Source organism: Pseudoxanthomonas fibrivorans (assembly GCF_041464125.1).
Classification (GTDB): domain Bacteria; phylum Pseudomonadota; class Gammaproteobacteria; order Xanthomonadales; family Xanthomonadaceae; genus Pseudoxanthomonas.
This window is the reverse complement of record NZ_JBGNUG010000001.1, coordinates 705243-727297: the sequence shown is the minus strand read 5'-3', so window position 1 is coordinate 727297 and position 22055 is coordinate 705243. Positions and strand designations below refer to the sequence as shown.

The following is a 22055-nucleotide window of genomic DNA, read 5'->3' as shown; positions in this document are numbered from 1 at the left end:
CGACGCATGCGCCCGTCACCGCACGCCTACGCCGCCCTCGCCCTCGCGGTGGCCCTTTCCGCCTGCAAGCCCGCCCAGGATGCCGCTCCCGCCTCCGCGCCGGCGGCCGTCAACGAGCCCGCGCGCGCGGTAGCCACCGAGAAGGGCGAAGCCCGGCTCAGCGTGATCGCACGCGGCCTCTCGCATCCCTGGGCCGTGGCGCTGCTGCCCGATGGCGGCTTCCTGGTCACCGAGCGCGTCGGCACCCTGCGCCGGGTCGGTGCCGACGGCCGCGTGTCCGAACCGCTCGCCGGCGTGCCGGAGGTGTCGGCGCGCGGCCAGGGGGGCCTGCTCGACGTCGCACTCGCGCCCGACTTCGCGCAGAGCCGGCGCATCTACCTCAGCTACGCCGAGCCGGGCGCGGACGGACTGGCCGGCACCAGCGCCGCCTACGCGACGCTGGGCGAGGCCGGGCTGGAGGACGTGACCGTGTTCTACCGGCAGGAGCCCAAGGTCAACGCCGAGAACCACTACGGCTCGCGCTTCGCCTTCGACGGGCAGGGCCACGTCTTCATCAGCCAGGGCGAGCGCACCATGCGGATGATGTCGCAGGAGCTGGACAAGCTGCAGGGCAAGCTGGTGCGGCTGAACCTGGACGGCAGCGTGCCGGAGGACAACCCGTTCGTCGGCCAGGCCGGCGCGCGCCCGGAGATCTGGAGCTACGGCCACCGCAACTCGCAAGGCCTGGCCTTCGACCCGCGCACCGGCAAGCTGTGGGAGGTCGAGCACGGCCCGCGCGGCGGCGACGAGATCAACCTGCCCCAGCCCGGCAAGAACTATGGCTGGCCGGTCGTCACCCACGGCATCAACTATTCTGGCCAGCCCATTCCCGAAGCGGTGGGCAAGGAGAAGGAAGGCATGGAGCCGGCCCACTTCGTGTTCGAGGTGTCGCCCGCCCTGTCCGGCATGGCCTTCTACACCGGCCATCCCGGCAAGCCATGGAACGACAGCCTGTTCCTCGGTTCGATGGCCCAGCGCAACCTGATCCGGCTGCAGCTGGACGGCGAGCGCGTGGTCGGCGAGGAGCGCCTGCTGCAGGACCTCGGCGAGCGCATCCGCGACGTGCGGGCGGCGGCCGACGGCACCCTGTACCTGGTCACCGACGAGGACGATGGCAAGCTGCTGAAGCTCGAGCCGCCCCAAGGTTGAGCCGCGGGGCCGGGGCGGCATCCGCCCCGGCCCTGATCCTGCTCAAGGCCGGCCCGGGCCGGTCGGCTACAATGTGCGGCGAACATCCCCACGCCCCACGACCCGATGTCTTCCGCCTACGGCACCGAAACGGTGCTCGACGTCCGTCACTGGACCGACGACTACTTCAGCTTCACCACCACCCGCGACGACGGTTTCCGCTTCGAGAACGGCCAGTTCGTGATGATCGGACTGGCCACCGAAGGCGGCAAGCCGCTGCTGCGCGCCTATTCGATCGCCAGCGCCAACTGGGAAGAGCAGCTCGAGTTCTTCAGCATCAAGGTGCCCAACGGCCCGCTGACCTCGCGCCTGCAGCACATCAGGCCCGGCGACACCGTGCTGGTCGGGCGCAAGCCGACCGGTACGCTGCTGATCAGCGACCTGCACCCGGGTCGCAACCTGTACCTGCTGGGCACCGGCACCGGCCTGGCGCCGTGGCTGTCGGTGGTCAAGGCCCCGGAGACCTACGAGCGCTTCGAGCGCGTGGTCGTGTGCCACGGCGTGCGCAGCGCCGGCGACCTGGCCTACCGCGACTACTTCGAGAAGGAACTGCCGAACCACGAGCTGCTCGGCGAGGTTCTCCGCGAGAAGCTGCTCTACTACCCGGCCGTCACCCGCGAGGAATTCCCCAACCGCGGCCGCCTGACCGAGCTGATGGCCAGCGGCGAGATGATGCGCACGCTGGGCCTGGACCCGCTCGAGGCCGAACACGACCGGGCGATGATCTGCGGCAGCCCGCAGATGCTGGCCGATTTCAGGGCCCTGCTCGACGGCCGCGGCTTCACCGCCTCGCCCCGGATCGGCACGGCCGGCCAGTACGTGTTCGAGCGCGCCTTCGTCGAGAAGTAGCCGTCACCGGCCGGCGCGGCCGAGCGCGCGGTCGATCGCCCCGAGCAGCGATTCGGGCCGCTGCCGGGGGGCGTACCGGGCCAGCGCGCGCCCGTCGTGCCCGACCAGAAACTTGGTGAAGTTCCACTTGATCGCGCCCGTCCCGAACAGCCCGCGTTTCTCCCGCTGCAGCCACGCCCACAGCGGATGGGCGCCGGGCCCGTTGACCTCGACCTTGGCGAACATCGGGAAGGTCACGCCGTAGTTGAGGGCGCAGAAGTCGCGGATGGCGGCCTCGTCGCCGGGCTCCTGCTGGCCGAACTGGTCGCAGGGGAAGCCCAGCACCGCGAAGCCGCGGTCGCTGCGCTGGCGCCAGACCTGCTCGAGCCCGGCGTACTGCGGGGTGAAGCCGCAGCGGGAGGCGACGTTGACCACCAGCAGCACCTGGCCGGCGAAATCGGACAGCGGGCGCTCGTGCCCGTCGATGTCGGTGGCGGTGAAGTCGCCGATGCGGGTCATGGCCGTTCCGTTGGGTTCCCGCCCCAGCATACCCCGGCGCGCCATCCAGGCCCGGATGCACTACCCTCGCCGCAGCCCCACCGGGAGCCCGAACGATGCAGGCGCCGCAGGATCCCGCCGCCACCGCGGCCCTCTACGTGCACGTGCGCATCCTGCTCGGCATGGTGGTCGGCCTGGGCCTGACCCACCTGTTGCGCAATTTCGCCAACCTGATCGAGAAGCCGCGCCGGGACCGCCTGTACTGGGTACACCTGGGCTGGGCGCTGTCGATGCTGCTGTTCCTCATGCACTGGTGGTGGTGGCAGTTCCGCCTGTCCCACCTCGCGCACTGGACCTTCAACCTGTACCTGTTCGTGACCCTGTACGCGCTGCTGCTCTACCTGCTCTGCGCGCTGGTGTTCTCCGACAGCGCCAGCGAATACGCCGACTACCGCGAGTACTACTACGCGCGGCGGCGCTGGTTCTTCGGCCTGCTGGCGGCGGTCTACGCGGTGGACCTGCTCGACACCTGGATCAAGGGGCCGGCGTACTTCCACAGCTTCGGCCCGGAGTTCGTCGTGCGCAACGTGGCCTACATCGTGCTGTGCCTGGTGGCTGCGGCCACGCGCAACCCGACCTACCACGCGCTGTTCCTCTGCGCCGGGCTGGCCTACCAGATCGCCTGGATCGCACGCCAGTTTGAGACCCTGTAGCGCCTGCCCGCCCTGACCCTGCCTTTCGTCACGGGCACGGCTGCCTTCGGCCGGGTTAGATTCAGCGGAATCTTTCCCGCAGGATCCGCTGTATGAAGAAGACCGGCCTCTACCTGGCGCTCGCCGCCGCCCTTGGACTTGGCATGACCGCCTGCAACCGCACCGACGCGCCCGCCACGGGCGCCTCCACCGAGCAGCCGGCGCCGTCGGCCCAGGACAACCCGTTCTTCGTCCAGAGCGACCTGCCGCTCCAGTACCCGCATTTCGACCGGATCAAGGACGAGCACTTCGCCCCGGCGTTCGACGCGGGCATGGCCGAGCAGCTCAAGGAAGTCGCGGCGATCGCCAACAGCGCCGAGGAGCCGACCTTCGAGAACACCATCATCGCGATGGAGAACAGCGGCCAAGTCCTCAACCGCGCGGCCTCGGTGTTCTTCAACCTCAACAGCACCGACACCAACGACGCGCGCAAGAAGCTCGACGCCGACTACTCGCCGAAGTTCGCCGCCCACCAGGACGCGATCTACCTGGACGGCAAGCTGTTCGCCCGGGTGCAGGCGCTGTATGACAAGCGCGAGAGCCTGGGCCTAGACGCCGAGGGCGTGCGCCTGGTCGAGCGCTACTACACCGATTTCGTCCGCGCCGGCGCCAAGCTGTCCGACGCCGACAAGGCCAAGCTCAAGGACATGAACGCGCAGCTGGCCACGCTCGGCACCCAGTTCGAGCAGAACGTGCTCAACGAGGTCAACGCCTCGGCGGTGACGTTCGACAGCGCCGACGCGCTGGCCGGTTCCAGCGAGGCGCAGGTCGCCGCGGCCGCCGAGGAAGGCAAGAAGCGCGGCCAGGACGGCAAGTACGTCGTCACCCTGCTCAACACCACCGGCCAGCCGCCGCTCACCTACCTCAGCAACCGCGACGCGCGCCGCAGGATCTTCGAGGCATCGGTGGCCCGCGGCAGCCGCGGCAACGAGTTCGACAACACCGGCGTGGTCTCGCAGGTGATCAAGCTGCGGGCCGAACGCGCCAGCCTGCTGGGCTTCCCGAACCACGCCGCCTACTCGCTGGCCGACGCCACCGCCAAGACCCCCGAAGCGGTCAACGACATGCTCGGCAAGCTGGCGCCGGCCGCGGTGGCCAACGCCAGGCGCGAGGCCGCCGACCTGCAGAAGATGATCGACCAGGAACAGGCCGCCAAGGGCGAGCCCACCTTCCAGCTGGAGCCCTGGGACTGGGCCTACTACGCGGAGAAGGTGCGCCAGGCGCGCTACGACTTCGACGAGAACCAGCTCAAGCCGTTCTTCGAGATGAAGAACGTGCTGGAGAACGGCGTGTTCTTCGCCGCCACCCAGCTGTACGGGATCACCTTCAAGGAGCGGACCGACCTGCCGAAGTACCGGCCCGACACCTGGACCTACGACGTGTTCGACGCCGACGGCAAGCCGCTGGCGATCTTCATCTTCGACCCGTACGCGCGCGAGTCCAAGCGCGGCGGCGCCTGGATGAACTCCTACGTCTCGCAGTCCAAGCTGCGCGGCACCCAGCCGGTGGTGGCCAACCACCAGAACATCACCAAGCCCGCCGACGGCCAGCCGACCCTGCTGACCTGGGACGAGGTGACGACCATGTTCCACGAGTTCGGCCATGCGCTGCACGGCATGTTCTCGGACGTGAACTACCCGTACTTCAGCGGCACCGCGGTGCCGCGCGACTTCGTCGAGTTCCCCTCGCAGGTCAACGAGATGTGGGCCGACTGGCCGTCGATCCTGGCCAACTACGCCAAGCACTACCAGAGCGGCGAACCGATGCCGCAGGCGCTGCTGGACAAGGTCCTGGCCGCGAGCAAGTTCAACCAGGGCTTCGCCACCACCGAGTACCTGGGCGCGGCCATGCTCGACCAGCGCTGGCACCAGATCGGCGCCGACAAGGTCCCGGCGGCCGCCGGCGTGATGCAGTTCGAGCACGACGCGCTGGTCGCCGACGGCATCTATTTCACCCCGGTGCCGCCGCGCTACCGCACGCCGTACTTCAGCCACATCATGGGCGGCTACGCGGCCGGCTATTACGCCTACATCTGGTCCGAGGTGCTGGACGCCAACACCCAGGAATGGATCCGCAACAACGGCGGGCTGAAGCGCGAGAACGGCGACCGTTTCCGCGCGACCCTGCTCTCGCGCGGCGGCAGCAAGGACGCGCTGCAGCTGTTCCGCGACTTCGCCGGGCACGATCCGAAGATCGAGCCGCTGCTGGCCAAGCGCGGACTGGACGCCGCGCCGCCGCGCTGATCCACGCACCAGGCAGTACCGCACTGCGCCACCTCCGGGTGGCGCAGTCGTTTCCGGGGTTGTCTGCGCCGCGACCTCCCGTTCTTTTCCACAGCCGGTGTGGATGATCGCTGCACGAAGCTGTGGATAAGCGCCGGGGCGCCAGGCGCGGCGGGCCTGTCAAGATGACTGGCGGTTTTTTGTCCAGCCCCGCGGCTACCGCGGGGCGACGTAGCCGCCGGGCAGCCCGCCGGGCGACATCACCAGTTGCCACAACTGGATGCGCCGGCAGCGGAACGCCGCCATCGACGCCGACAGGTAGTACCGCCACATCCGGCGGAAGCGCTCGTCGTAGCGCGCGTCCAGCCGGCCCCAGGCCGCCTCGACGTTCGCGCGCCACGCCTGCAGCGTTCGGTCGTAGTCGGCGCCGAAGTTGTGCCAGTCCTCGATCACGAACCTACCTTCGCTGGCGGCGGCGACCTGCGCGGCCGAGGGCAGCATCGAGTTGGGGAAGATGTAGCGCGCGATCCACGGGTCGGTATGGTTGGTCGACACGTTCGAGCCGATCGTGTGAAGCAGGAACAGGCCGTGCCCGGGCAGGCACCGCCGCACCACGTCGAAATAGGTGCGGTAGTTGCGCAGGCCCACGTGTTCGAACATTCCGATCGAGAAGGCCGCGTCGAACGGCTCGTCCAGGTCGCGGTAGTCCTGCAGCCGCACCTCCACCGGCAGTCCCGAGCACAGGCGTCGCGCATAGTCGGCCTGCTCCCGGGAGATCGTCACCCCCACCCCGGCCACCCCGTAGCGTTCGGCCGCGTACTTCAGGGCCTCGCCCCAGCCGCAACCGACGTCCAGCACGCGCATCCCCGGCCGCAGGCCGAGCTTGCGGCAGACCAGGTCCAGCTTGGCTTCCTGCGCCGCGTCGAGGTCGGTCGCCTGGCGCCAGTAACCGCAGCTGTAGACCAGGCGGCGCCCGAGCATGGCCGCGTAGAGGTCGTTGCCGAGGTCGTAGTGGCGGCGCCCCACCTCGCCGCTGCGGCGGCGGCTTTGCCGGTTGGACAACCAGGCCAGCAGCGCATCACCTGCTTCGGCCAGGCCGCGCACCCGGCGATCCAGCCGTGCCTGCATCAGCCTGAGCAGGAAGCCGTCCAGGGAACGGGCATCCCACCAGCCATCCATGTAGGACTCGCCCAGGCCGAGCGCGCCCTGCGCCAGCAGGCGCGGATACAGCCTCGGGTCGTGGACCTGCAGGTCCCAGTCGCGGCCGCCCCCCACCTGGACGCCCGCATCCCGCAGCAGCGCCTCGATCCTGCGGCGGGAGCGGGCGGTCGCGGGCATGGGGGCACCTAGTCGCCGAACAGGCCGGCGATGTCGGGCGCGAGGTGCGGCCGCAGCACGGCGGCCGGCACGGTCACCGCCTGGACGCCGTCGGCGTAGGGTCCGACCTGGTAAGGCGGAAACACGAAGCGGAGTGCGGCGATGCGTCCATCGCTGCCGGCGACCGGCTCGAACTGGGCGAAGTTGGCTGGCTCCGGCCGGGTGCCTTCGTCGATCATCTTCAAGGCGGCGGCGAGCAGGCGCTCGCGGTCGGCCGGCTCCAGCGACTCGTCGGCGGCGCGCGTGTGGGCGGCCGTCCCGAGCTGCTCGCCGACGAAGTCGGCGACCGGCCCCCACCCGTCCGGCGAGGCGAGCAGGGTCTGCGCCGTCAGCATGCGCTGCTGGCCGGGCAGCCAGACGAAGCGCGCGACCAGCGGCTGGCCGTGCGCGCCGCCGGTGTACAGGCTGCCGTCGGCCGCCACCGCCACCACCTCCGGCGTGCGCATCAGTTCGCGGAACCCCAGCGACAGTTCGTACGGGGCGGTCGGGGGCCCGGGGAGGCCCGCCACGGCCTGCAGCAGCTCGCCGCGGGCGGCTTCGGCGTAGCCGTGCAGCGCCCTCGCCAGACCCGGGTCGGCCGATGCGCCCGGCGGATAGCTGATCCCCACCACGTAGCGGGGGTCGGTCTCGATCACGTCCTCCAGTACCACGGGCGCCTCGGCGGCCGGAGCGGCGGGGGCGGTCGCCTCGGCCGCGGCCGGCGGCGGGGCGGCAGCCGGGGTGCCGGGCTCCGAGGGGCGGCACGCGGCCAGGCCGGACGCCAGCAGGGCGACGGCGAACAGGCGGATCGCGAGGGCGGAAACTTCCATGCGCAGGGCTCCTTGTAGTCCGGACTGGGCGGGACGGGGCTTCGGGTGACGGGTCAATGCGCGACGAGGTCGGCGTAGTCCGGATGGCGCTCCACCCAGGCACGCGCATACGAACATGCCGGCACCACCGTCCAGCCGGCGGCCCGGGCGTGCTCGAAGGCCGCCTGCACCAGCTGCCCGGCCAGCCCGCGTCCCCCGATCGCCTCCGGGACGCCCGTGTGGTCGATCACCATGACGGGACCGGCGTGCCCTGCCCCCTCCAGCAGCCGGTAAACCAGCTCGGCTTCCAGGCCGTCCACCTCCAGGGTGAAACGGCGCGCATGCAGGTCGTGGTGGATGGCGGGCGGTTGGGACATGGGGGTCTCCGGCGGCAGGACGGGCAGAAGGCGACGCTCTGCGTCACATTCTGGCCGGTTCGCCCGCCAAGACGGAGTGACGACATTGCTGAACCGGTAAAAAAAGGGGCGCCCGGGTTGGCACGGGTCCTGCGTGACGACAGGTAACCGGACTCGACCTACCGTTCTTGGAGCCACCGCAATGAACGCCTTCGAACCCACCCGCTCCACCGATTGCCCCAGCGACGCTTCGCTGCTGGAGGGCCTGTACCAGCTCGTCGTCAACGGCCACACCGACGGCTGGGAGTTCGAGCAGCTCGACACCGTGGTCTACGAGCGTCTCAAGCACACCTACGCGGTCACGCTCTGACGGCTGCAAGGGGGAGGACGGAGCGCGATGACGCGCGATCCGTCCGGGGCAGTCCCGTCGGCGGCGGGGCTGCCTTTTTTATTTCAGCGGTGGTCGCGCTTGCGCTGGTTGCGGCGGTCGTGCGTGCTGCTGCTGCCCTGGATCGCGCGCAGGCGACTTTCGCCGGCATGCAGCTCCTGCAACTTGGCCTGGTCCGCCTGGCCGTGACCCTCGGCCGCCGGGTGCTCCCCGCGCGCGTCCTCCAGCAGGCGCCAGGCGGGTGTCTGCCGCGCCTGCTCCTGGTGGGCTTCCAGCAACTCACGGGTCCGGGCCATCGCGTCCTCGGGTGTCAGCGTCGCCCGGCGGCGTCCGCGACCACCTGGAGCCTTCCTGCCGCCCTGCTCCACGGCTCCCGTGGGCGCGGAAACTCCGGTGCGATCCCTGCCGCGCCCGGCACCCGACGGCATCTTCTCGGAGACGGCCGTCCGGGTGCGCGACGTTGCGGCCGGCGCCGCCATCGACTGCGGGGCCGCTTTCCCCGCTACGGTCTTCTTTGCGACGGTCTTCTTCGCCAGGGTCTTCTTCGCTGAGGCCTTCTTCGCGACAGTCTTCTTCGCGACGACCTTTTTGGCAGCGGCCTTGTTGGCACCGGCCTTCGCGACGACGGTCCTCCCGGCACCGGCCTGCTTTGCGATGGCCTTCTTGGCGACGGCGCGCTTCGCTGTGGGTTTCCTCGAAGCCGCCTGCTTGGCCGGCACCTGGCGGCTCACGCCCTTCGCGCCCGCCTTCGTCGCCTTGGACGCCGCCGCGACGCCACGGCGCGGCGCGGCCTTTTTCGCGACGGCCTTCCGCCCGGTGGCGCCGGCTGAGGCCGCCCGCGCCGCCGCCGGTTTCGCGACCTTCCGGGCCGGGGATGTCGTCGCGACTCCCTTCTTCTTCGCTGCAGTGGAGCCCGCTCCGGCCGACTTCTTCGCCGCGGAACCGCCTGACGGGGCTTTGCGCGCGGGGGCGCGTCCCTTCGACGAAGCCGTGGCACTGCGCGCCGTGGCCGGCTTGCGGGAAGTAAGCGTTCGGGTCGCCATTGCCGCCTCCTGGATCGTGGATGCGGATACCGTGCCAGTCCCGGCATTCATGCCGGGTGAGCATGCCGTCAGCCGAAGCTCGGGTTCATCAGCTGCTGCAGGAACACCTGCAGCAGGCGAGGCTCCATCGCCAGCATGAACATGATCCCGAACGCGGCGCCGGCCAGGTGCGCGCTGTGATTGATGCTGTCCCCGCCCTTGCGGTCCATCCAGATGCTGTAGCCGACGTAGAACACGGCGTACAGGATCGCCGGGGCCGGGATGAAGAACACGAAGATCAGCGACCAGGGCGAGATCAGGATGAAGGCGAACAGCACCGCCGACACCGCGCCCGACGCGCCCAGGCTGAAGTACCTGGGATCGGCGTGGTGCTTCAGGTAGCTCGGCAGGATCGAGACGACCAGCGCCGCCAGGTAGAACAGCGGATAGGTCAGCGCGCTGCCGGTGATCTGCTGCATCACCTGTTCGATCAGCCGCCCGAAGAAGAACAGCGTGACCATGTTGAACAGCAGGTGCGGGAAGTCGGCATGCAGGAAGCCGTAGCTGACCAGGCGCCAGTACTCGCGGCGCCGGGCGATCGCCGGCGGCCACAGGATCAGCCGGTCGACCACGCGCCGGTCCTTGAATGCCAGCCAGGACACCAGCGCGGTGACGGCGATCAGGATGAGGGTGACGGGAGACTGCATCGCGGTCCTCAGGCGGCGCGGTAGTTGTCCTGCATCGGGTAGTAGCGCGCGTAGGCGGCGAACGCCAGCGCGGCCACGAACGCGAAGCCGGCGAAGAAGAACATCAGGAAGGCGTTCTCGCTGAGCCCGGTCTGGGCGATGCGCCCGAGCACGAGTTCGTTGCGGATGCCGAAGTTGGTCAGCAGCACCCACAGGCTGCCGAAGGTGCTGGTCAGGTACCAGAACGCCATGATCACGCCCTTCATCGCGTGCGGCGCCTGGCTGTAGGCGAATTCCAGCGCGGTGGCCGAGACCAGCACCTCGCCGAAGGTCAGCAGCAGGTACGGCAGCGCCTGCCAGGTCAGCGACACCTGCTGGCCGCCGTCCAGCCACAGCTGCAGGGCGCCGGCGACGATCCAGGACAGCCCCGAGATGGCGATGCCCCAGCCCATCCGGCGCAGCGCGGTCGGCTCCCAGCCGAGCCGGCGCAGCAGCGGGTACAGCACGAGGTTGTTGAACGGGATCAGCAGCATCACCAGCAGCGGGTTGAGCGCCTGCATCTGCGCGGCGTCCTTGATCAGCCAGCTCGGCCACCAGGCCTCGGCGTGCGGGATCACCATCTCGCGGCCCTGGATGATCCAGGTCGAGGCCTTCTGGTCGAACAGCGACCAGAACGGCGTCACCAGCGCGAACACGATCAGGATCCGCAGCACCGCCCGCACGCCGTCCACCGCGGCGTCGGGATGCGCGCCGCGGGCCCGGTCCAGCTGCAGGGAGGCGCCCCAGCCGCCGAAGGCGATGACCACGCCCAGCGCCAGGCACGCCGAAATGACGAAGCCGAAGTCCGGCCACCATGCCGGCCCGGCGCCCAGCAGCGACAGCGCCCACAAGGCCAGCAGCAGGCCCGCCAGGACCACCCCGGCCATCGCCACCAGGTAGCCCGGCCGCGCCTCGCCCGGGCGTCGGGTGCGCAGGGCGGTCTTGACCACTTCGAAGAACGCGTGCGGGTCGTTGCCCGACGGCGGCACGTTGACGTAGTGGCGGCGACCCAGCCAGAACACGAAGGTCGCGATGAACATCAGCACGCCGGGGATGCCGAAGGCCACCGCCGGGCCCCAGTGGCGCAGGAACAGCGGCGCCAGCAGCGAGGCGAAGAACGAGCCGAAGTTGATGATCCAGTAGAAGGCGTCGAAGACGAGCTTGGCCTTGTCCTTGTTGCTCTGGTCGAACTGGTCGCCGCAGAACGACACCACCAGCGGCTTGATCCCGCCCGACCCCAGCGCGATCAGGAACAGGCCGGTGTAGAAGCCGGTGGCGTGGTTCTCGAACAGCGCCAGGCAGGCGTGGCCGGCGCAGTAGATGAGCGAGAACCAGAGGATGGTGTTGTACTTGCCGAAGTAGCGGTCCGACAGCCAGCCGCCCAGCAGCGGGAAGAAGTACACGCCGATGACGAAGGTGTGGAAGATGTCCTTCGCCGCCGTGTCCCGCTCCGCGCCTTCGGGCAGGTAGGCCAGCAGGATCGAGCTGATCAGGAACGGCACCAGGATGTTGCGCATCCCGTAGAAGCTGAAGCGCTCGCAGGCTTCGTTGCCGATGATGTAGGAGATCTGGCGGGGCATGCGCCCGCCTGCCGCGGTGGTCGTGCTCATCCGGGTCTTGCCGCAAAAGAAGCCGAGGGTACCCGAAGAGCCACCGGCACCGGAACCGCCCGGTTGCGGGCGGGCTGCCGGGCCGCGCCGGCGCTGGCATCATGTGCGCATTCCCCACCGGACCCGCCGATGCCGCGCCCCGCCCGCCTTTCCGCCCGCCTGTTTCCCGCCGGCCTGCTGGCCGTCGCCGCGGCGGCGTCACTGCCTGCACCGGCCGTTGCATCGGCCACCGGCGTCAATGCGATTTCCACCGTGGCCGAGCGTTCCGGCTTCGAGCGGACCGGCCGCTACGACGAGGTCACCGCGCTGGCCGCCGCCTTCCAGGCGCGCTATCCCGGCCGCGTGTCCGCCCGCAGTTTCGGCACCACGCCCGAAGGGCGTCCGATGCAGCTGCTCGTGGTCACCGGTACCGGCGCCTTCGACCCGGCCGAAGCCCGGCAGCGCGGGATCCCGGTCGTGCTGATCCAGGGTGGCATCCACGCCGGCGAGATCGACGGCAAGGACGCCGGTTTCCTCGCCCTGCGCGAGGTGCTGGAAGGCACCGCGGCACCGGGCGCGCTGGACAAGGTGGTCTGGCTGTTCGTGCCCGTGTTCAACGTCGACGGGCACGAGCGCTTCGGCGCCTGGAACCGCCCGAACCAGCGCGGGCCGGTGGAGATGGGCTGGCGCACCACCGCGCAGAACTTCAACCTCAACCGCGACTACGTCAAGGCCGATTCGGCCGAGATGAAGGCGATGCTGCGCCTGGTCCAGCAGTGGGATCCGCTGGCGATGGTCGACCTGCACGCCACCGATGGCGCCCAGTTCGAGCACGACATCTCCTTCCAGGTCGAGCCGTTGCACGCCGGCGATGCCGCGCTGCGCAAGGTCGGCCGCCAGTGGCGCGACGCGGTGATCGCCGATGCGGCGCGGCAGGGTTCGTCGCCGCTGGGGTTCTATCCGTCCTTCGTAGTCGAGGACGACCCGGCTTCCGGCTTCGAGGACGGGGTGGCGCCGCCGCGCTTCTCGCACGGCTATTTCCTGCTGCGCAACCGGCTGGGCATGCTGGTCGAGACCCACTCGTGGAAGCCGTATCCGGAACGCGTCCGCATCACCCGCAACGCGATCGTCTCCGTCCTCGAGCAGATGGCGCGGCACGGCACGGCATGGCGGCGCGCGGCCGACGAGGCCGACGCGCGCGCCACCCGACTGGCCGGCGCGCAGGAACCGCTGGCCTGGAAGGCCGGCGACCACGTGCGCACGATCGACTTCCGCGGTTACGCCTACACCCGCACGCCGTCGGACGTGTCCGGCGCGTTGATGACCCGTTACGACGAGACGAGCCCGCAGGTCTGGCGCCTGCCGCTGCGCGACCAGGTCGTGCCGGCACTCACCGCCACCGCGCCGCAGGCCGGTTACCTGGTGCCGCCGGCCTGGGCGCCGCTGGTGCAGCCCGCGCTCGAAGCCCACGGCATCCTGTTCCGACGGCTCGACGATGCCTGGCCGCAGGCGCCGGCGCAGGCGTTCCGTGCCACGGAAGCGAAGACCGACGCCGTCTCCACCGAAGGCCGCCAGCGGCTGGCGGTGGAAGGCGAATGGAAGCGCGAACCGCGCGACGTGGGTGCCGGCGCGCTGTACGTGCCCGTCGCCCAGCCGCTCGCGCGACTGGTGCTGGCCTTGCTCGAGCCCCGGGCGCCCGATTCGGTGGCGGCGTGGGGCGGACTCAACATCGCCTTCGAGCGCAAGGAATACATGGAGGACTACGTCGCCGAGGACGTCGCGCGGCAGATGCTCGCCGCCGACCCTGCGCTGCGCGACGAGTTCCAGCGGCGCGTCGCGGCCGACCCGGCTTTCGCCGCGGACCCCGCCGCGCGGCTGGACTTCTTCTACCGCCGGCATCCGGCCTGGGACGAGCGCTACGGGCTGTATCCCGTCCTGCGCCTGGACCAGCCGCCGCCGGGCACCTGAGCGCCTGCATCGCCATGGCCACCCTGCCCCGCCTCCTCGCCCGCCTGCTGCTGCTTGGCGGCCTGCTGCCGGCGATCGCGTCGGCGGGCGACGCGGCGGACGGGGGCCCGGCCGAACCTGCCCGCACCACGTTCACCCTGGTCACGCTCAACCTCTACCACGACCGCGACGACTGGCCCCGGCGGCGGGTGCAGATCGTCGAGACGCTGCGCCGCCTGCAACCGGACGCCATCGCGCTGCAGGAAGTGCTGCAGCACGAAGGCCTTCCCAACCAGGCCGCCTGGCTCGCGCGCGAGCTGGGCTATGCCTCGCATTTCGTCACCACCGACCCGCCCAGCCACAAGCGCCGCTACGGCAATGCCGTGCTGACCCGTGGATCGCCGCTGGAAGAGGGGGAGACGCTGCTGCATCCGCTGGAGGACCACCGCACCGCCGGCTTCGTGCGGGTGATGGCCGGGGAGCAGCCGCTCAACCTCTACTTCACCCACCTGTACTGGGCGCCGGACGGCGCGGCCACGCGCGCGCAGCAGCTGGCGGACCTGCTGGCCTACGTCGAGGCCACGGCGGACGGCGCGCCGTCGGTGATCGTGGGCGACTTCAACGCCGACGCCGGTGCCCCGGAGCTCGCCGCGCTGCTACCCGGGTGGCGGGATGCCTGGGCGGCCCTGCACCCGGACACACCGGCGGACGCGGCGAGCACGCTCAATCCGGCCTATTTCACCGTGCCCGCACGCATCGACCACGTGTTCCTGGAGCGCGGGCGCCTGCAGCCGCTGTCGGCCGAACTCCTGTTCACCGCGCCCGATGCCGACGGCGTGTGGGCGTCGGACCATCGCGGCCTGCTGGTGCGCTTCAGCGTGGAGGAGGCACCGGCGACACCCGCGCCGGGTCCCGTGCGCCTGCGCACGCTTTAATGATTCGCATACATCGCTTTCGCGCCGGACATCGGCCTGGTCGGACACGCTCGACGTTCCCCCCGCACTGGAATCGAACGAACATGAGCCACCTGACCGGCAAGCGCGTCGCCATCCTCGCCAGCAACGGCTTCGAGGAATCCGAACTGCTCGAACCCATGCGCGCGCTGCGCGACCACGGTGCCGAGGTCGAGGTGGTATCGCCGGAGAGCGGCACCATCCAGGGCATGCGCCACTTCGAAAAGGGCCAGTCGGTGCCGGTGGACCGCGACGTGGCGGCAGCCCGGGCCGCCGATTACGACGCGCTGGTCATTCCGGGGGGGCTGTTCAATCCCGACGCGCTGCGCCACGACGACAACGCGATCCGCTTCACCCGCGGCTTCTTCGAGGCCGGCAAGCCGGTCGGCGCGATCTGCCACGGGCCATGGGTGCTGGTGGATGCCGGGGTGGTCGATTCGCGCGAGCTGACCTCGGTTCCGAACATCCACCGGGACCTGGAAAACGCCGGGGCGCGCTGGGTCGACCGCGAGGTCGTGGTCGACCAGGGGCTGGTCACCAGCCGCACGCCCAAGGACCTGCCAGCCTTCTGCGCCAAGCTGGTCGAGGAGATCGGCGAGGGCCAGCACGCCGGCCAGGCGGCGTCCGCATGAGGCGGGATGCCATGCATCCCCGTCGATTCCTGGCCGGCGCCGGCGCGCTCGCGCTGGTGCTGGCCCTCGGCGCCTGCCGCCAGGGCGAGCCCGATGCACCTGCCGTGGCAGCGGGGCCGGCTCCGGCAATGCCGGCAGCCGCGGGAACGGCAGCCGCGTCGCCGGCCACCTCCGCACCGACCGCCGCTGCAGCTGCCGCCACCAGCACCACGGACAGCCACTGGCAATGCGGCGACCAGCGCGTGGCCGCCCGCTTCGATCCGGCGTCGCGCAGCCTCACGCTGATCCACGAGCGCGGCCAACTGGCGCTGCCGGCCGTCGAATCGGCATCGGGCGCGCGTTACGCGGACGCCAATGGCAACGAGTTCTGGGACAAGGCGGATACCGCCATGCTCACCCTGTCAGGAACGCCGGCGCGCGAGTGCGGCAAGGTCGCCGGCGGCGGCTGAATCCCGTCCGGGTCTGGCGGCCATCCAGCGCGCCCGCTTTCCGGCGGGCGTTCCGGGGATCGGGAGGGAGCGAAGCCCCCTCCTTCCGCAGGGCCTAGGCGACCGTGGAGGCCGCGCGCAGCGCGGCGATGCGCTCGGCCAGCGGCGGATGGCTCAGGAACAGCTTGCGCAGGCCCTGGCCCATGCCGCCGGCGATGCCGAACGCCTCGACCTGCGCCGGCAGCGTGCTCTGGCCATGGTTCTGCGACAGCCGCTCCAGCGCGGCGATCATCTTCTGCCGGCCGGCGAGGTGGGCGCCGCCCGCATCGGCCCGGAACTCGCGCCGGCGCGAGAACCACATCGCGATCATGGTCGCGAACAGGCCGAACACCATCTCCAGCACCAGCACGATGGCGAAGTAGCCCAGGCCGCGGCCTTCACCCTCGCGGTTGCCCGACAGGAAGTTGTCGACGATCCCGCCGACCACGCGCGCGAGCACGATCACGAAGGTGTTGAGCACGCCCTGCAGCAGCGCCATGGTGACCATGTCGCCATTGGCGACGTGCGCCACCTCGTGGCCGAGCACGGCCTCCGCCTCGTCGGCCTGCATCTGCCGCAGCAGGCCGGTGGACACCGCCACCAGCGCGTTGTTGCGGTTGGCGCCGGTGGCGAAGGCGTTGATCTCCGGCGCGTCGTAGACCGCCACCTCGGGCATGCCGATGCCGGCCGCCTGCGCCTGGCGCCGGACCGTGGCCAGCAGCCAGCGCTCGGTCTCGTTGCGCGGTTCGGTGATCACCTGGGCGCCGGTGGCGCGCTTGGCCATCCACTTGGACATCAGCAGCGAGATGAAGGAACCGCCGAAGCCGAACAGTGCCGCCATCACCAGCAGGCCGCCCATCTGGTTCGGATTCACCCCGAGGAAGGACATGATGATGCCCGCCAGGACCAGCACGGCGAGGTTGGTGGCGAGGAACAGGGCGATGCGGCTGAACACGGGCAAGTCTCCGGGGGATTGGCTTGTCGCTGGTGGTTATGGGAACGCGATGGCTTGAAATCAAGCCATGCGCACCACGACCATGGCCTGAATGGTCACCGCGCTTCCGCCACCGTCGTCCCTGCCGCCCGGCGTCCCGGGCCCCGGCGCCTACCGCGGCCGGTTCGCCCCGTCTCCCACCGGCCCGCTGCATTTCGGTTCGCTGCTGGCCGCCTTCGGCAGCTGGCTGCTCGCGCGCCGGGCCGGCGGCGAGTGGCTGGTGCGGATCGAGGACCTCGATCCGCCGCGCGAGGTCGCCGGGGCCGCCGAGGACCAGCTGGCGACGCTGGCCGGCTTCGGGCTGCACCCGGATCGCGCCGTCGTCCGCCAGAGCGGGCGCCACGACCTGTACCGCGCCGCGCTCGACCGCCTGCTCGCCACCGGGATGGCGTTCGCGTGCGCGTGCAGCCGCAGCGACCTGGCGTCGCAGCACGGCGTCCACCGCCGCTGCGTGGCGACGTCGGCGCGGGCCCATCCCGCCTACCGGCTGCGCGTCCCCGAGGGCACCGTCGTCGCCTTCGACGACGGACTGCAAGGCGCTGTCCGCCAGGACGTGGCGGCCGAGGTCGGCGACGTCGTGCTGCGGCGTGCCGACGGCCACTGGGCCTACCAGCTCGCGGTCGTGGTCGACGATGCCGAACAGGGCATCACCGACGTCGTCCGCGGCGCCGACCTGCTCGAATCGACGCCGCGCCAGATCCTGCTGCAGCGCAACCTTGGACTGCCGGTCCCCCGCTACCTCCACCTGCCGCTGGTCACGGGCGGCGACGGGCAGAAGCTGTCCAAGTCGAGCGCGGCGATGCCGGTGGACGCGGCCGATCCGCTGCCCGCGCTGCGCCGGTGCTGGGTGATGCTCGGCCAGGATCCGGCACCGTTGCGGGGCGAAAACAGCGTGGACGCACTGCTCCGGTGCGCGGTTTCGCACTTCGATGAAACACGCCTTCCGGCGCGCTTGCACTTTCATCAGGCTGCCACTACAACTGGGGCGTCCGCTTCCTGAATAGCCAGCCCCACGGGAGGGGCCGCTCCCATGAACACTCGCGTCGCACTCGTCACCGGCGGTACGGGCGGTATCGGCACCGCCATCTGCAGGAAGCTGGCCGACATGGGCCACAAGGTCGCCACCAACTACCGCAACGAAGCGAAGGCCAAGGCCTGGCAGGCGCAGATGAAGGCCGACGGATACGACATCGCGCTGGTCAAGGGCGACGTCACCTCGCCGGACGAGGCGGCCGCCATGGTGAAGGAAGTCGAGGAGACGCTCGGCCCGGTGGAGGTGCTGGTCAACAACGCCGGCATCACCCGCGACGGCACCTTCCACAAGATGTCGGCGCTGCAGTGGAACGAGGTGATCAACACCAACCTCAACTCGGTGTTCAACGTCACCCGACCCGTGATCGAAGGCATGCGCGAGCGCAAGTGGGGCCGGATCATCCAGATCAGTTCGATCAACGGCCTCAAGGGCCAGTACGGCCAGGCCAACTACGCGGCTGCCAAGGCCGGCATGCATGGCTTCACGATCTCCCTGGCGCGCGAGAACGCAAAGCTGGGCATCACCGTGAACACCGTCTCGCCCGGCTACGTCGCCACCGACATGGTGATGGCGGTGCCGGAGGACGTGCGCGCCAAGATCGCCGCCGACATCCCCACCGGGCGCCTGGGCAAGCCGGAGGAGATCGCCTACGCGGTCGGTTTCCTGGTGGCCGACGAGGCGGCCTGGATCACCGGTTCGAACCTGGACATCAACGGTGGCCACCACATGGGCTGGTAGCGGTCAACCGGCCTGACGGCAGTTGCATGCGCTGCTGCGGTGCGCCATGCTCGGCGGCACATGAAGTCCGCCCGCGAGCGCCCGATGGCTGCCACCCGCATCATCAAGAAGTACCCGAACCGCCGGCTGTACGACACCGAGATTTCCAGCTACATCACCATCGAGGACGTGCGCCAGCTGATCCTGGACGGCGAATCGTTCGAGGTGCGCGACGCCAAGAGCGGCGAGGACCTGACCCGCTCGGTGCTGCTGCAGATCATCGCCGAGCAGGAACAGGACGGCGAGCCGATGCTGTCGACCCAGCTGCTGAGCCAGATCATCCGTTTCTACGGCGATTCGCTGCAGGGCTTCATGGGCAACTACCTCGAGCGCAGCATGACCCTGTTCCTCGAGCAGCAGCAGACCTTCCGCCAGCAGATGGGCAACCTGCTCGGGCAGACGCCGTGGACGGCGATGAACCAGCTGACCGAGCGCAACCTGGAAATGTGGCAGGAATTCCAGCGCGGCCTGGCCGGCAGCCTGGGCCGTAGCCCCGGTCCGCGCGAACCCGAGCGTGGCACCGGCACCGGCGGCAAGACCCGCCGTTGACCGCGCAAGGCCGGCGGTCGCCGGCCTGCGTGCTTCCCGACCCGGCTATTGCCGGCAGAACTTCTGGCGGTATTCCAGCGCCTTGGGCATGAGCGCCTGCAGGGTCTGGATGCGCGTGCCCGGATTGGGATGGGTCGAGGCGAACTCCGGCGGCGCCTCGCCGCCCGACGACGCGCCCATCCGCTCCCACAGCCCGATCGCCTCGTTGGGGTCGTAGCACGCCGCCGCCGCCAGCATCAGCCCGACCTCGTCGGCCTGGGTCTCGTGGGTGCGCGCGTACGGCAGCAGGTAGCCGTAGCCCATCGCCGCCATGACCATCTGCTGCTGCTGCGGATCCATGCCGCTGGCCGCGCCGGCCATCTGCCCGATCTGCGCCAGCTTCTGCTGGCTCATGCGCTGGGCGCCATGGCGCAGCAGTGCGTGGGCGATCTCGTGGCCCATCACCACCGCCAGCGCATCCTGGGTCTGCGCCACCGGCATCAGGCCGGTATAGACGGCCATCTTGCCGCCCGGCAGGCAGAACGCGTTGGCCTGCTCCGACGGGATCACGTTGACGTCCCACTCGAACTGGCGCCAGTGCTCGGGCGCCTGCATGCCATGCTCGGCGGCCAGTTCGGCGGTCACCTCGGGCACCTTGTCGATCAGGCGCTGGGCGATGGCGCGGACCTGCTGCGAGCTCGGGTCCGCGGGGTCCAGAGGCCGCTCCTGGGCCAGGATCTCCTGGTAGGCCTGCAGGCCCATCGCACGCTCCTCCTCCGGACCGATCGACCCGTCGATCAGCACCGTCTCCCCGGTGTAGGGATCCTCCGTGCGGTTGGAGAAGTAGTAGCAGCCGCCATAGGCGACGAACCCCAGGAGGATCAGCCAGCGCAGGTTGCCGAGGCCGAAGCCGCGGCGGCGCGGCGCCTGCCCGTACCCCTCGCCCTGGCCCCCGGAACGGCCAAACGGATCCTGTCGCATCGTGCTTCTCTCCCTGCCGTCAGATGCCGCGCACCAGGCGGAAGCCGATGCGCGCGCTGGTCATGTCCGAATCCATCGGCGAACGCCATGCCGAACGGGTCTGCGCCGGCGAACCCGACCAGACGCCGCCGCGCACCACCCGCGACCGGCATCCCGGATTGAACCATGCCGCCCCGTCGGCCGGCGCGCGCCGGTAGCTGGCGTGCCAGCAGTCGGCGACCCACTCGCTGACATTGCCGGCCAGGTCGTGAAGGCCCCATGCATTGGGCTCGAAACGGCCGGTCGGTGCCGGTCCCCAGTAACCGTCGCCGAAACCGACGAAGGCGTTGTTCCAGGTCCGGCCGCCCGGCGACACGTCGTTGCCGCCAGCGAAGTTGCCCGCGCGCCCGGGCGGGATCGCATCGTCGCCCCACGGGAAGCGGCCGGCATTGCCGGCGCGCAGGGCGTACTCGAATTCGGCCTCGCTGGGCAGCCGGTAGTGGCGCCCGGTCTGCGCCGACAGCCAGGCGGCATACGCCTCGGCGTCGCGCACGCTGACGTGCAGCACCGGGTCGCCCTGCGCCGCCGGGCGGCCGTCATAGCCGGAGCGCCAGTCGGCGCCGCTGCGGCGGGCGAAGTTGCCGCTGCGCTCGTCGTAGACGATCGAGTTGCCGCGCCGGGTCGCGCGCGGCCGGGCGCCGGCCTGGGCGACGAAGCGCCCGAATTCCGCGACCGTCACCTCGGTCAGCGACATCGCGAAGCCGCGGTCGAAACGGACGTAGTGGGCGGGCTTCTCGGCATCCGCGGCGCCGGGTTCGTTGTCCAGCGCCCCCATCCGGAAGGCGCCATGCGGCACCACCACCATCTGCGGGCCGCGGCTGCCGTCGTCGAGCGGGTCGGTGAACACCTGCCCGGGCCGGAAGGCGCCGTAGTGGGTGGCCAGGTCGATGCGCTGGCGCAGCTGCGCGGCGACCGGATCGCCCGGCGGCGCGATCTGCAGGATGTCGGCCAGGCGCGTCCGCGCATCGCGCAGGCCGTCGCCGCGGGCGAGGTCGCGCAGCGCCGCGTCGCGCAGGGCCACGATGCGCGCGTTCCGCGCCGCGTCCACCCGCTCGCGGGCATCGCGCACCGCCCCCGCCTCGTCCTCGCGCACCGCCTGGGCATGGCCCAGCCATTTCTCCGCCGAGGCGAAGTCCACCGCGCGGGCGGCGCGCTCGGCGCGGCCGATCGCCGCGCTTTCCACCGCCGCCCGCCCCTGCAGCGCGCGCGGGTCGTCCGGCTGCAGCAGCAACGCGTCCCGGAAGTAGCCGAGCGCGCCATTGCCCTGTTCGCCCAGGCGGCCGGCACGCAGGTCGGCTTCGCCGGCGCGGTTCAACGACCACAGGCGGCGCGCCGCTTCGACTTCGCGCTGGAGACCCTGCACCTGCGGATCGTCCGGCGCGAGCGTGCGCGCCACCGCGGCCAGCCGCTCCGCACGCTGCATGGCCGCATCGTCGACTCCGCGCGCCGCCAGCGCGCTGCGCGCGCCGGCCATCACCCGCGCCAGGGCCCGCTGCAGGCCACGCTGTACCGCGCGGTCGCCGGGATCGGCATCCCGCAGCGCCAGGTAGATCGGCACCGCGGCCTCCGCGTCCTCGTAGAGGTGCCCGGCCTCGAGCGCTTCGTCCGCGCGCGCGCGCCACGCCGCACGCCCGCCAGGCTCGCTCACGTCCACCCGCGGGGGCGCCCACACCCCGAAGACGGCGTGGCGCTCGTCGCCGCTGACGGTCACGCTCGGTTGCGCCGGATCGGCCGTCGCCGGGTCGGCGGGGTCCGGCGCCCGGGCCGGGGCTCCGGCGTCGGGCGCGCGACCGCAGCCACCTGCCAGCAGGACCGCGATCCACAGCAATGCCTGGCCGCTCGCGCGCAAGACCGCTCCTCGGTATCCATCCGCCCCCGGCGGTTTGACGTTAGGCTATCGCAGCCCGCACGGGCAACCGAGAACAGCACCGG

Annotated in this window: 22 protein-coding genes; 12 read left to right on the top strand and 10 right to left on the bottom strand. The window is 70.7% G+C overall.

The genetic code is table 11. From position 1 onward, the window contains the following. The first annotated feature begins 6 nt into the window (after nt 1-6). Entirely contained in the window at nt 7-1188 is a 1182-nt protein-coding gene (locus ACA089_RS03450) for a PQQ-dependent sugar dehydrogenase (protein WP_372013389.1), read from the top strand. 105 nt (nt 1189-1293) lie between these two features. Continuing rightward, nucleotides 1294-2076, top strand: a complete 783-nt coding sequence (locus tag ACA089_RS03445) for a ferredoxin--NADP reductase (protein ID WP_372013387.1) — start codon at nt 1294-1296, stop codon at nt 2074-2076. Between the two features lie 3 nt (nt 2077-2079). On the opposite strand, the gene ACA089_RS03440 is transcribed toward ACA089_RS03445, so the two are convergent. Then, nucleotides 2080-2574 carry a glutathione peroxidase gene (locus ACA089_RS03440; protein WP_372013385.1) on the bottom strand — a complete coding sequence of 165 codons (495 nt, stop codon included), beginning with the start codon at nt 2572-2574 and terminating at the stop codon, nt 2080-2082. Nucleotides 2575-2669: 95 nt separating this feature from the next. Between ACA089_RS03440 and ACA089_RS03435 the strand changes: the two genes are divergently transcribed. Further along, a complete protein-coding gene (locus tag ACA089_RS03435; RefSeq protein WP_372013383.1) occupies nt 2670-3266 on the top strand; it encodes a hypothetical protein in 597 nt (198 codons plus the stop codon). Nucleotides 3267-3358: 92 nt separating this feature from the next. Next, nucleotides 3359-5548, top strand: a complete 2190-nt coding sequence (locus ACA089_RS03430) for a M3 family metallopeptidase (protein ID WP_372013381.1) — start codon at nt 3359-3361, stop codon at nt 5546-5548. A gap of 195 nt (nt 5549-5743) precedes the next feature. Here ACA089_RS03430 and cfa read toward each other — a convergent pair whose 3' ends face one another. Genes cfa through ACA089_RS03415 form a run of 3 tightly spaced genes read right to left on the bottom strand, consistent with a single transcriptional unit; the run spans nt 5744 to nt 8069 of the window. Next, nucleotides 5744-6865: a cyclopropane fatty acyl phospholipid synthase gene (cfa, locus tag ACA089_RS03425; protein WP_372013379.1), complete on the bottom strand. Its 1122-nt coding sequence runs from the start codon at nt 6863-6865 to the stop codon at nt 5744-5746. Between the two features lie 8 nt (nt 6866-6873). Next, nucleotides 6874-7713, bottom strand: a complete 840-nt coding sequence (locus tag ACA089_RS03420; RefSeq protein WP_372013377.1) for a DUF3298 and DUF4163 domain-containing protein — start codon at nt 7711-7713, stop codon at nt 6874-6876. A 53-nt stretch (nt 7714-7766) separates the two neighbouring features. Further along, on the bottom strand, nt 7767-8069 hold the full coding sequence (locus ACA089_RS03415; protein WP_372013375.1) for a GNAT family N-acetyltransferase: 303 nt from the start codon (nt 8067-8069) through the stop codon (nt 7767-7769). 181 nt (nt 8070-8250) lie between these two features. Here ACA089_RS03415 and ACA089_RS03410 point away from each other — a divergent pair, with 181 nt between their 5' ends. After that, entirely contained in the window at nt 8251-8418 is a 168-nt protein-coding gene (locus ACA089_RS03410) for a hypothetical protein (protein WP_372013373.1), read from the top strand. Nucleotides 8419-8501: 83 nt separating this feature from the next. On the opposite strand, the gene ACA089_RS03405 is transcribed toward ACA089_RS03410, so the two are convergent. The 3 genes from ACA089_RS03405 to ACA089_RS03395 form a co-directional block, all read right to left on the bottom strand. Further along, complete coding sequence (locus ACA089_RS03405) at nt 8502-9479, bottom strand: hypothetical protein (RefSeq protein ID WP_372013371.1); 978 nt, start codon at nt 9477-9479, stop codon at nt 8502-8504. 68 nt (nt 9480-9547) lie between these two features. Continuing rightward, nucleotides 9548-10165: a rhomboid family intramembrane serine protease gene (locus tag ACA089_RS03400; RefSeq protein ID WP_372013369.1), complete on the bottom strand. Its 618-nt coding sequence runs from the start codon at nt 10163-10165 to the stop codon at nt 9548-9550. Between the two features lie 8 nt (nt 10166-10173). Beyond that, nucleotides 10174-11793 (bottom strand): POT-type proton-dependent oligopeptide transporter, encoded by a 1620-nt coding sequence (locus ACA089_RS03395; protein ID WP_372013367.1) that lies wholly within the window; start codon nt 11791-11793, stop codon nt 10174-10176. A 129-nt stretch (nt 11794-11922) separates the two neighbouring features. Between ACA089_RS03395 and ACA089_RS03390 the strand changes: the two genes are divergently transcribed. The 4 genes from ACA089_RS03390 to ACA089_RS03375 all read left to right on the top strand — a co-directional run bounded on the left by ACA089_RS03390 (nt 11923) and on the right by ACA089_RS03375 (nt 15753). Next, nucleotides 11923-13740 (top strand): M14 family metallopeptidase, encoded by a 1818-nt coding sequence (locus tag ACA089_RS03390; RefSeq protein WP_372013365.1) that lies wholly within the window; start codon nt 11923-11925, stop codon nt 13738-13740. Nucleotides 13741-13754: 14 nt separating this feature from the next. After that, nucleotides 13755-14654, top strand: a complete 900-nt coding sequence (locus ACA089_RS03385) for an endonuclease/exonuclease/phosphatase family protein (RefSeq protein WP_372013363.1) — start codon at nt 13755-13757, stop codon at nt 14652-14654. Between the two features lie 83 nt (nt 14655-14737). Beyond that, nucleotides 14738-15304, top strand: coding sequence for a type 1 glutamine amidotransferase domain-containing protein (locus ACA089_RS03380; protein ID WP_372013361.1), 567 nt, complete (start codon nt 14738-14740; stop codon nt 15302-15304). Between the two features lie 11 nt (nt 15305-15315). Beyond that, nucleotides 15316-15753 carry an MliC family protein gene (locus ACA089_RS03375; protein ID WP_372013359.1) on the top strand — a complete coding sequence of 146 codons (438 nt, stop codon included), beginning with the start codon at nt 15316-15318 and terminating at the stop codon, nt 15751-15753. A 94-nt stretch (nt 15754-15847) separates the two neighbouring features. On the opposite strand, the gene htpX is transcribed toward ACA089_RS03375, so the two are convergent. Continuing rightward, nucleotides 15848-16726 (bottom strand): protease HtpX, encoded by an 879-nt coding sequence (gene htpX / locus ACA089_RS03370; RefSeq protein WP_372013357.1) that lies wholly within the window; start codon nt 16724-16726, stop codon nt 15848-15850. A 91-nt stretch (nt 16727-16817) separates the two neighbouring features. On the opposite strand from htpX, the gene gluQRS reads away from it, so the two are divergent. The 3 genes from gluQRS to phaR all read left to right on the top strand — a co-directional run bounded on the left by gluQRS (nt 16818) and on the right by phaR (nt 19124). After that, complete coding sequence (gluQRS, locus tag ACA089_RS03365) at nt 16818-17765, top strand: tRNA glutamyl-Q(34) synthetase GluQRS (protein WP_372013355.1); 948 nt, start codon at nt 16818-16820, stop codon at nt 17763-17765. A 30-nt stretch (nt 17766-17795) separates the two neighbouring features. After that, nucleotides 17796-18536, top strand: a complete 741-nt coding sequence (phbB, locus tag ACA089_RS03360) for a beta-ketoacyl-ACP reductase (RefSeq protein WP_372013353.1) — start codon at nt 17796-17798, stop codon at nt 18534-18536. Nucleotides 18537-18620: 84 nt separating this feature from the next. Next, nucleotides 18621-19124, top strand: coding sequence for a polyhydroxyalkanoate synthesis repressor PhaR (gene phaR / locus ACA089_RS03355; RefSeq protein ID WP_372013351.1), 504 nt, complete (start codon nt 18621-18623; stop codon nt 19122-19124). A gap of 45 nt (nt 19125-19169) precedes the next feature. On the opposite strand, the gene ACA089_RS03350 is transcribed toward phaR, so the two are convergent. Next, nucleotides 19170-20084, bottom strand: coding sequence for a M48 family metallopeptidase (locus tag ACA089_RS03350; RefSeq protein ID WP_372013349.1), 915 nt, complete (start codon nt 20082-20084; stop codon nt 19170-19172). 19 nt (nt 20085-20103) lie between these two features. Continuing rightward, on the bottom strand, nt 20104-21972 hold the full coding sequence (locus ACA089_RS03345) for a formylglycine-generating enzyme family protein (RefSeq protein WP_372013347.1): 1869 nt from the start codon (nt 21970-21972) through the stop codon (nt 20104-20106). Nucleotides 21973-22055 lie beyond the last annotated feature (83 nt).

What these genes read in the sequence shown, in the direction of transcription:
- ACA089_RS03450 (WP_372013389.1), top strand. Translation starts at nt 7, where the DNA reads ATGCGCCCGTCACCGCACGCCTACGCCGCCCTCGCCCTCGCGGTGGCC.
- ACA089_RS03445 (WP_372013387.1), top strand. Translation starts at nt 1,294, where the DNA reads ATGTCTTCCGCCTACGGCACCGAAACGGTGCTCGACGTCCGTCACTGG.
- ACA089_RS03440 (WP_372013385.1), bottom strand. Translation starts at nt 2,574, where the DNA reads ATGACCCGCATCGGCGACTTCACCGCCACCGACATCGACGGGCACGAG.
- ACA089_RS03435 (WP_372013383.1), top strand. Translation starts at nt 2,670, where the DNA reads ATGCAGGCGCCGCAGGATCCCGCCGCCACCGCGGCCCTCTACGTGCAC.
- ACA089_RS03430 (WP_372013381.1), top strand. Translation starts at nt 3,359, where the DNA reads ATGAAGAAGACCGGCCTCTACCTGGCGCTCGCCGCCGCCCTTGGACTT.
- cfa (WP_372013379.1), bottom strand. Translation starts at nt 6,865, where the DNA reads ATGCCCGCGACCGCCCGCTCCCGCCGCAGGATCGAGGCGCTGCTGCGG.
- ACA089_RS03420 (WP_372013377.1), bottom strand. Translation starts at nt 7,713, where the DNA reads ATGGAAGTTTCCGCCCTCGCGATCCGCCTGTTCGCCGTCGCCCTGCTG.
- ACA089_RS03415 (WP_372013375.1), bottom strand. Translation starts at nt 8,069, where the DNA reads ATGTCCCAACCGCCCGCCATCCACCACGACCTGCATGCGCGCCGTTTC.
- ACA089_RS03410 (WP_372013373.1), top strand. Translation starts at nt 8,251, where the DNA reads ATGAACGCCTTCGAACCCACCCGCTCCACCGATTGCCCCAGCGACGCT.
- ACA089_RS03405 (WP_372013371.1), bottom strand. Translation starts at nt 9,479, where the DNA reads ATGGCGACCCGAACGCTTACTTCCCGCAAGCCGGCCACGGCGCGCAGT.
- ACA089_RS03400 (WP_372013369.1), bottom strand. Translation starts at nt 10,165, where the DNA reads ATGCAGTCTCCCGTCACCCTCATCCTGATCGCCGTCACCGCGCTGGTG.
- ACA089_RS03395 (WP_372013367.1), bottom strand. Translation starts at nt 11,793, where the DNA reads ATGAGCACGACCACCGCGGCAGGCGGGCGCATGCCCCGCCAGATCTCC.
- ACA089_RS03390 (WP_372013365.1), top strand. Translation starts at nt 11,923, where the DNA reads ATGCCGCGCCCCGCCCGCCTTTCCGCCCGCCTGTTTCCCGCCGGCCTG.
- ACA089_RS03385 (WP_372013363.1), top strand. Translation starts at nt 13,755, where the DNA reads ATGGCCACCCTGCCCCGCCTCCTCGCCCGCCTGCTGCTGCTTGGCGGC.
- ACA089_RS03380 (WP_372013361.1), top strand. Translation starts at nt 14,738, where the DNA reads ATGAGCCACCTGACCGGCAAGCGCGTCGCCATCCTCGCCAGCAACGGC.
- ACA089_RS03375 (WP_372013359.1), top strand. Translation starts at nt 15,316, where the DNA reads ATGCATCCCCGTCGATTCCTGGCCGGCGCCGGCGCGCTCGCGCTGGTG.
- gluQRS (WP_372013355.1), top strand. Translation starts at nt 16,818, where the DNA reads ATGGTCACCGCGCTTCCGCCACCGTCGTCCCTGCCGCCCGGCGTCCCG.
- phbB (WP_372013353.1), top strand. Translation starts at nt 17,796, where the DNA reads ATGAACACTCGCGTCGCACTCGTCACCGGCGGTACGGGCGGTATCGGC.
- phaR (WP_372013351.1), top strand. Translation starts at nt 18,621, where the DNA reads ATGGCTGCCACCCGCATCATCAAGAAGTACCCGAACCGCCGGCTGTAC.
- ACA089_RS03350 (WP_372013349.1), bottom strand. Translation starts at nt 20,084, where the DNA reads ATGCGACAGGATCCGTTTGGCCGTTCCGGGGGCCAGGGCGAGGGGTAC.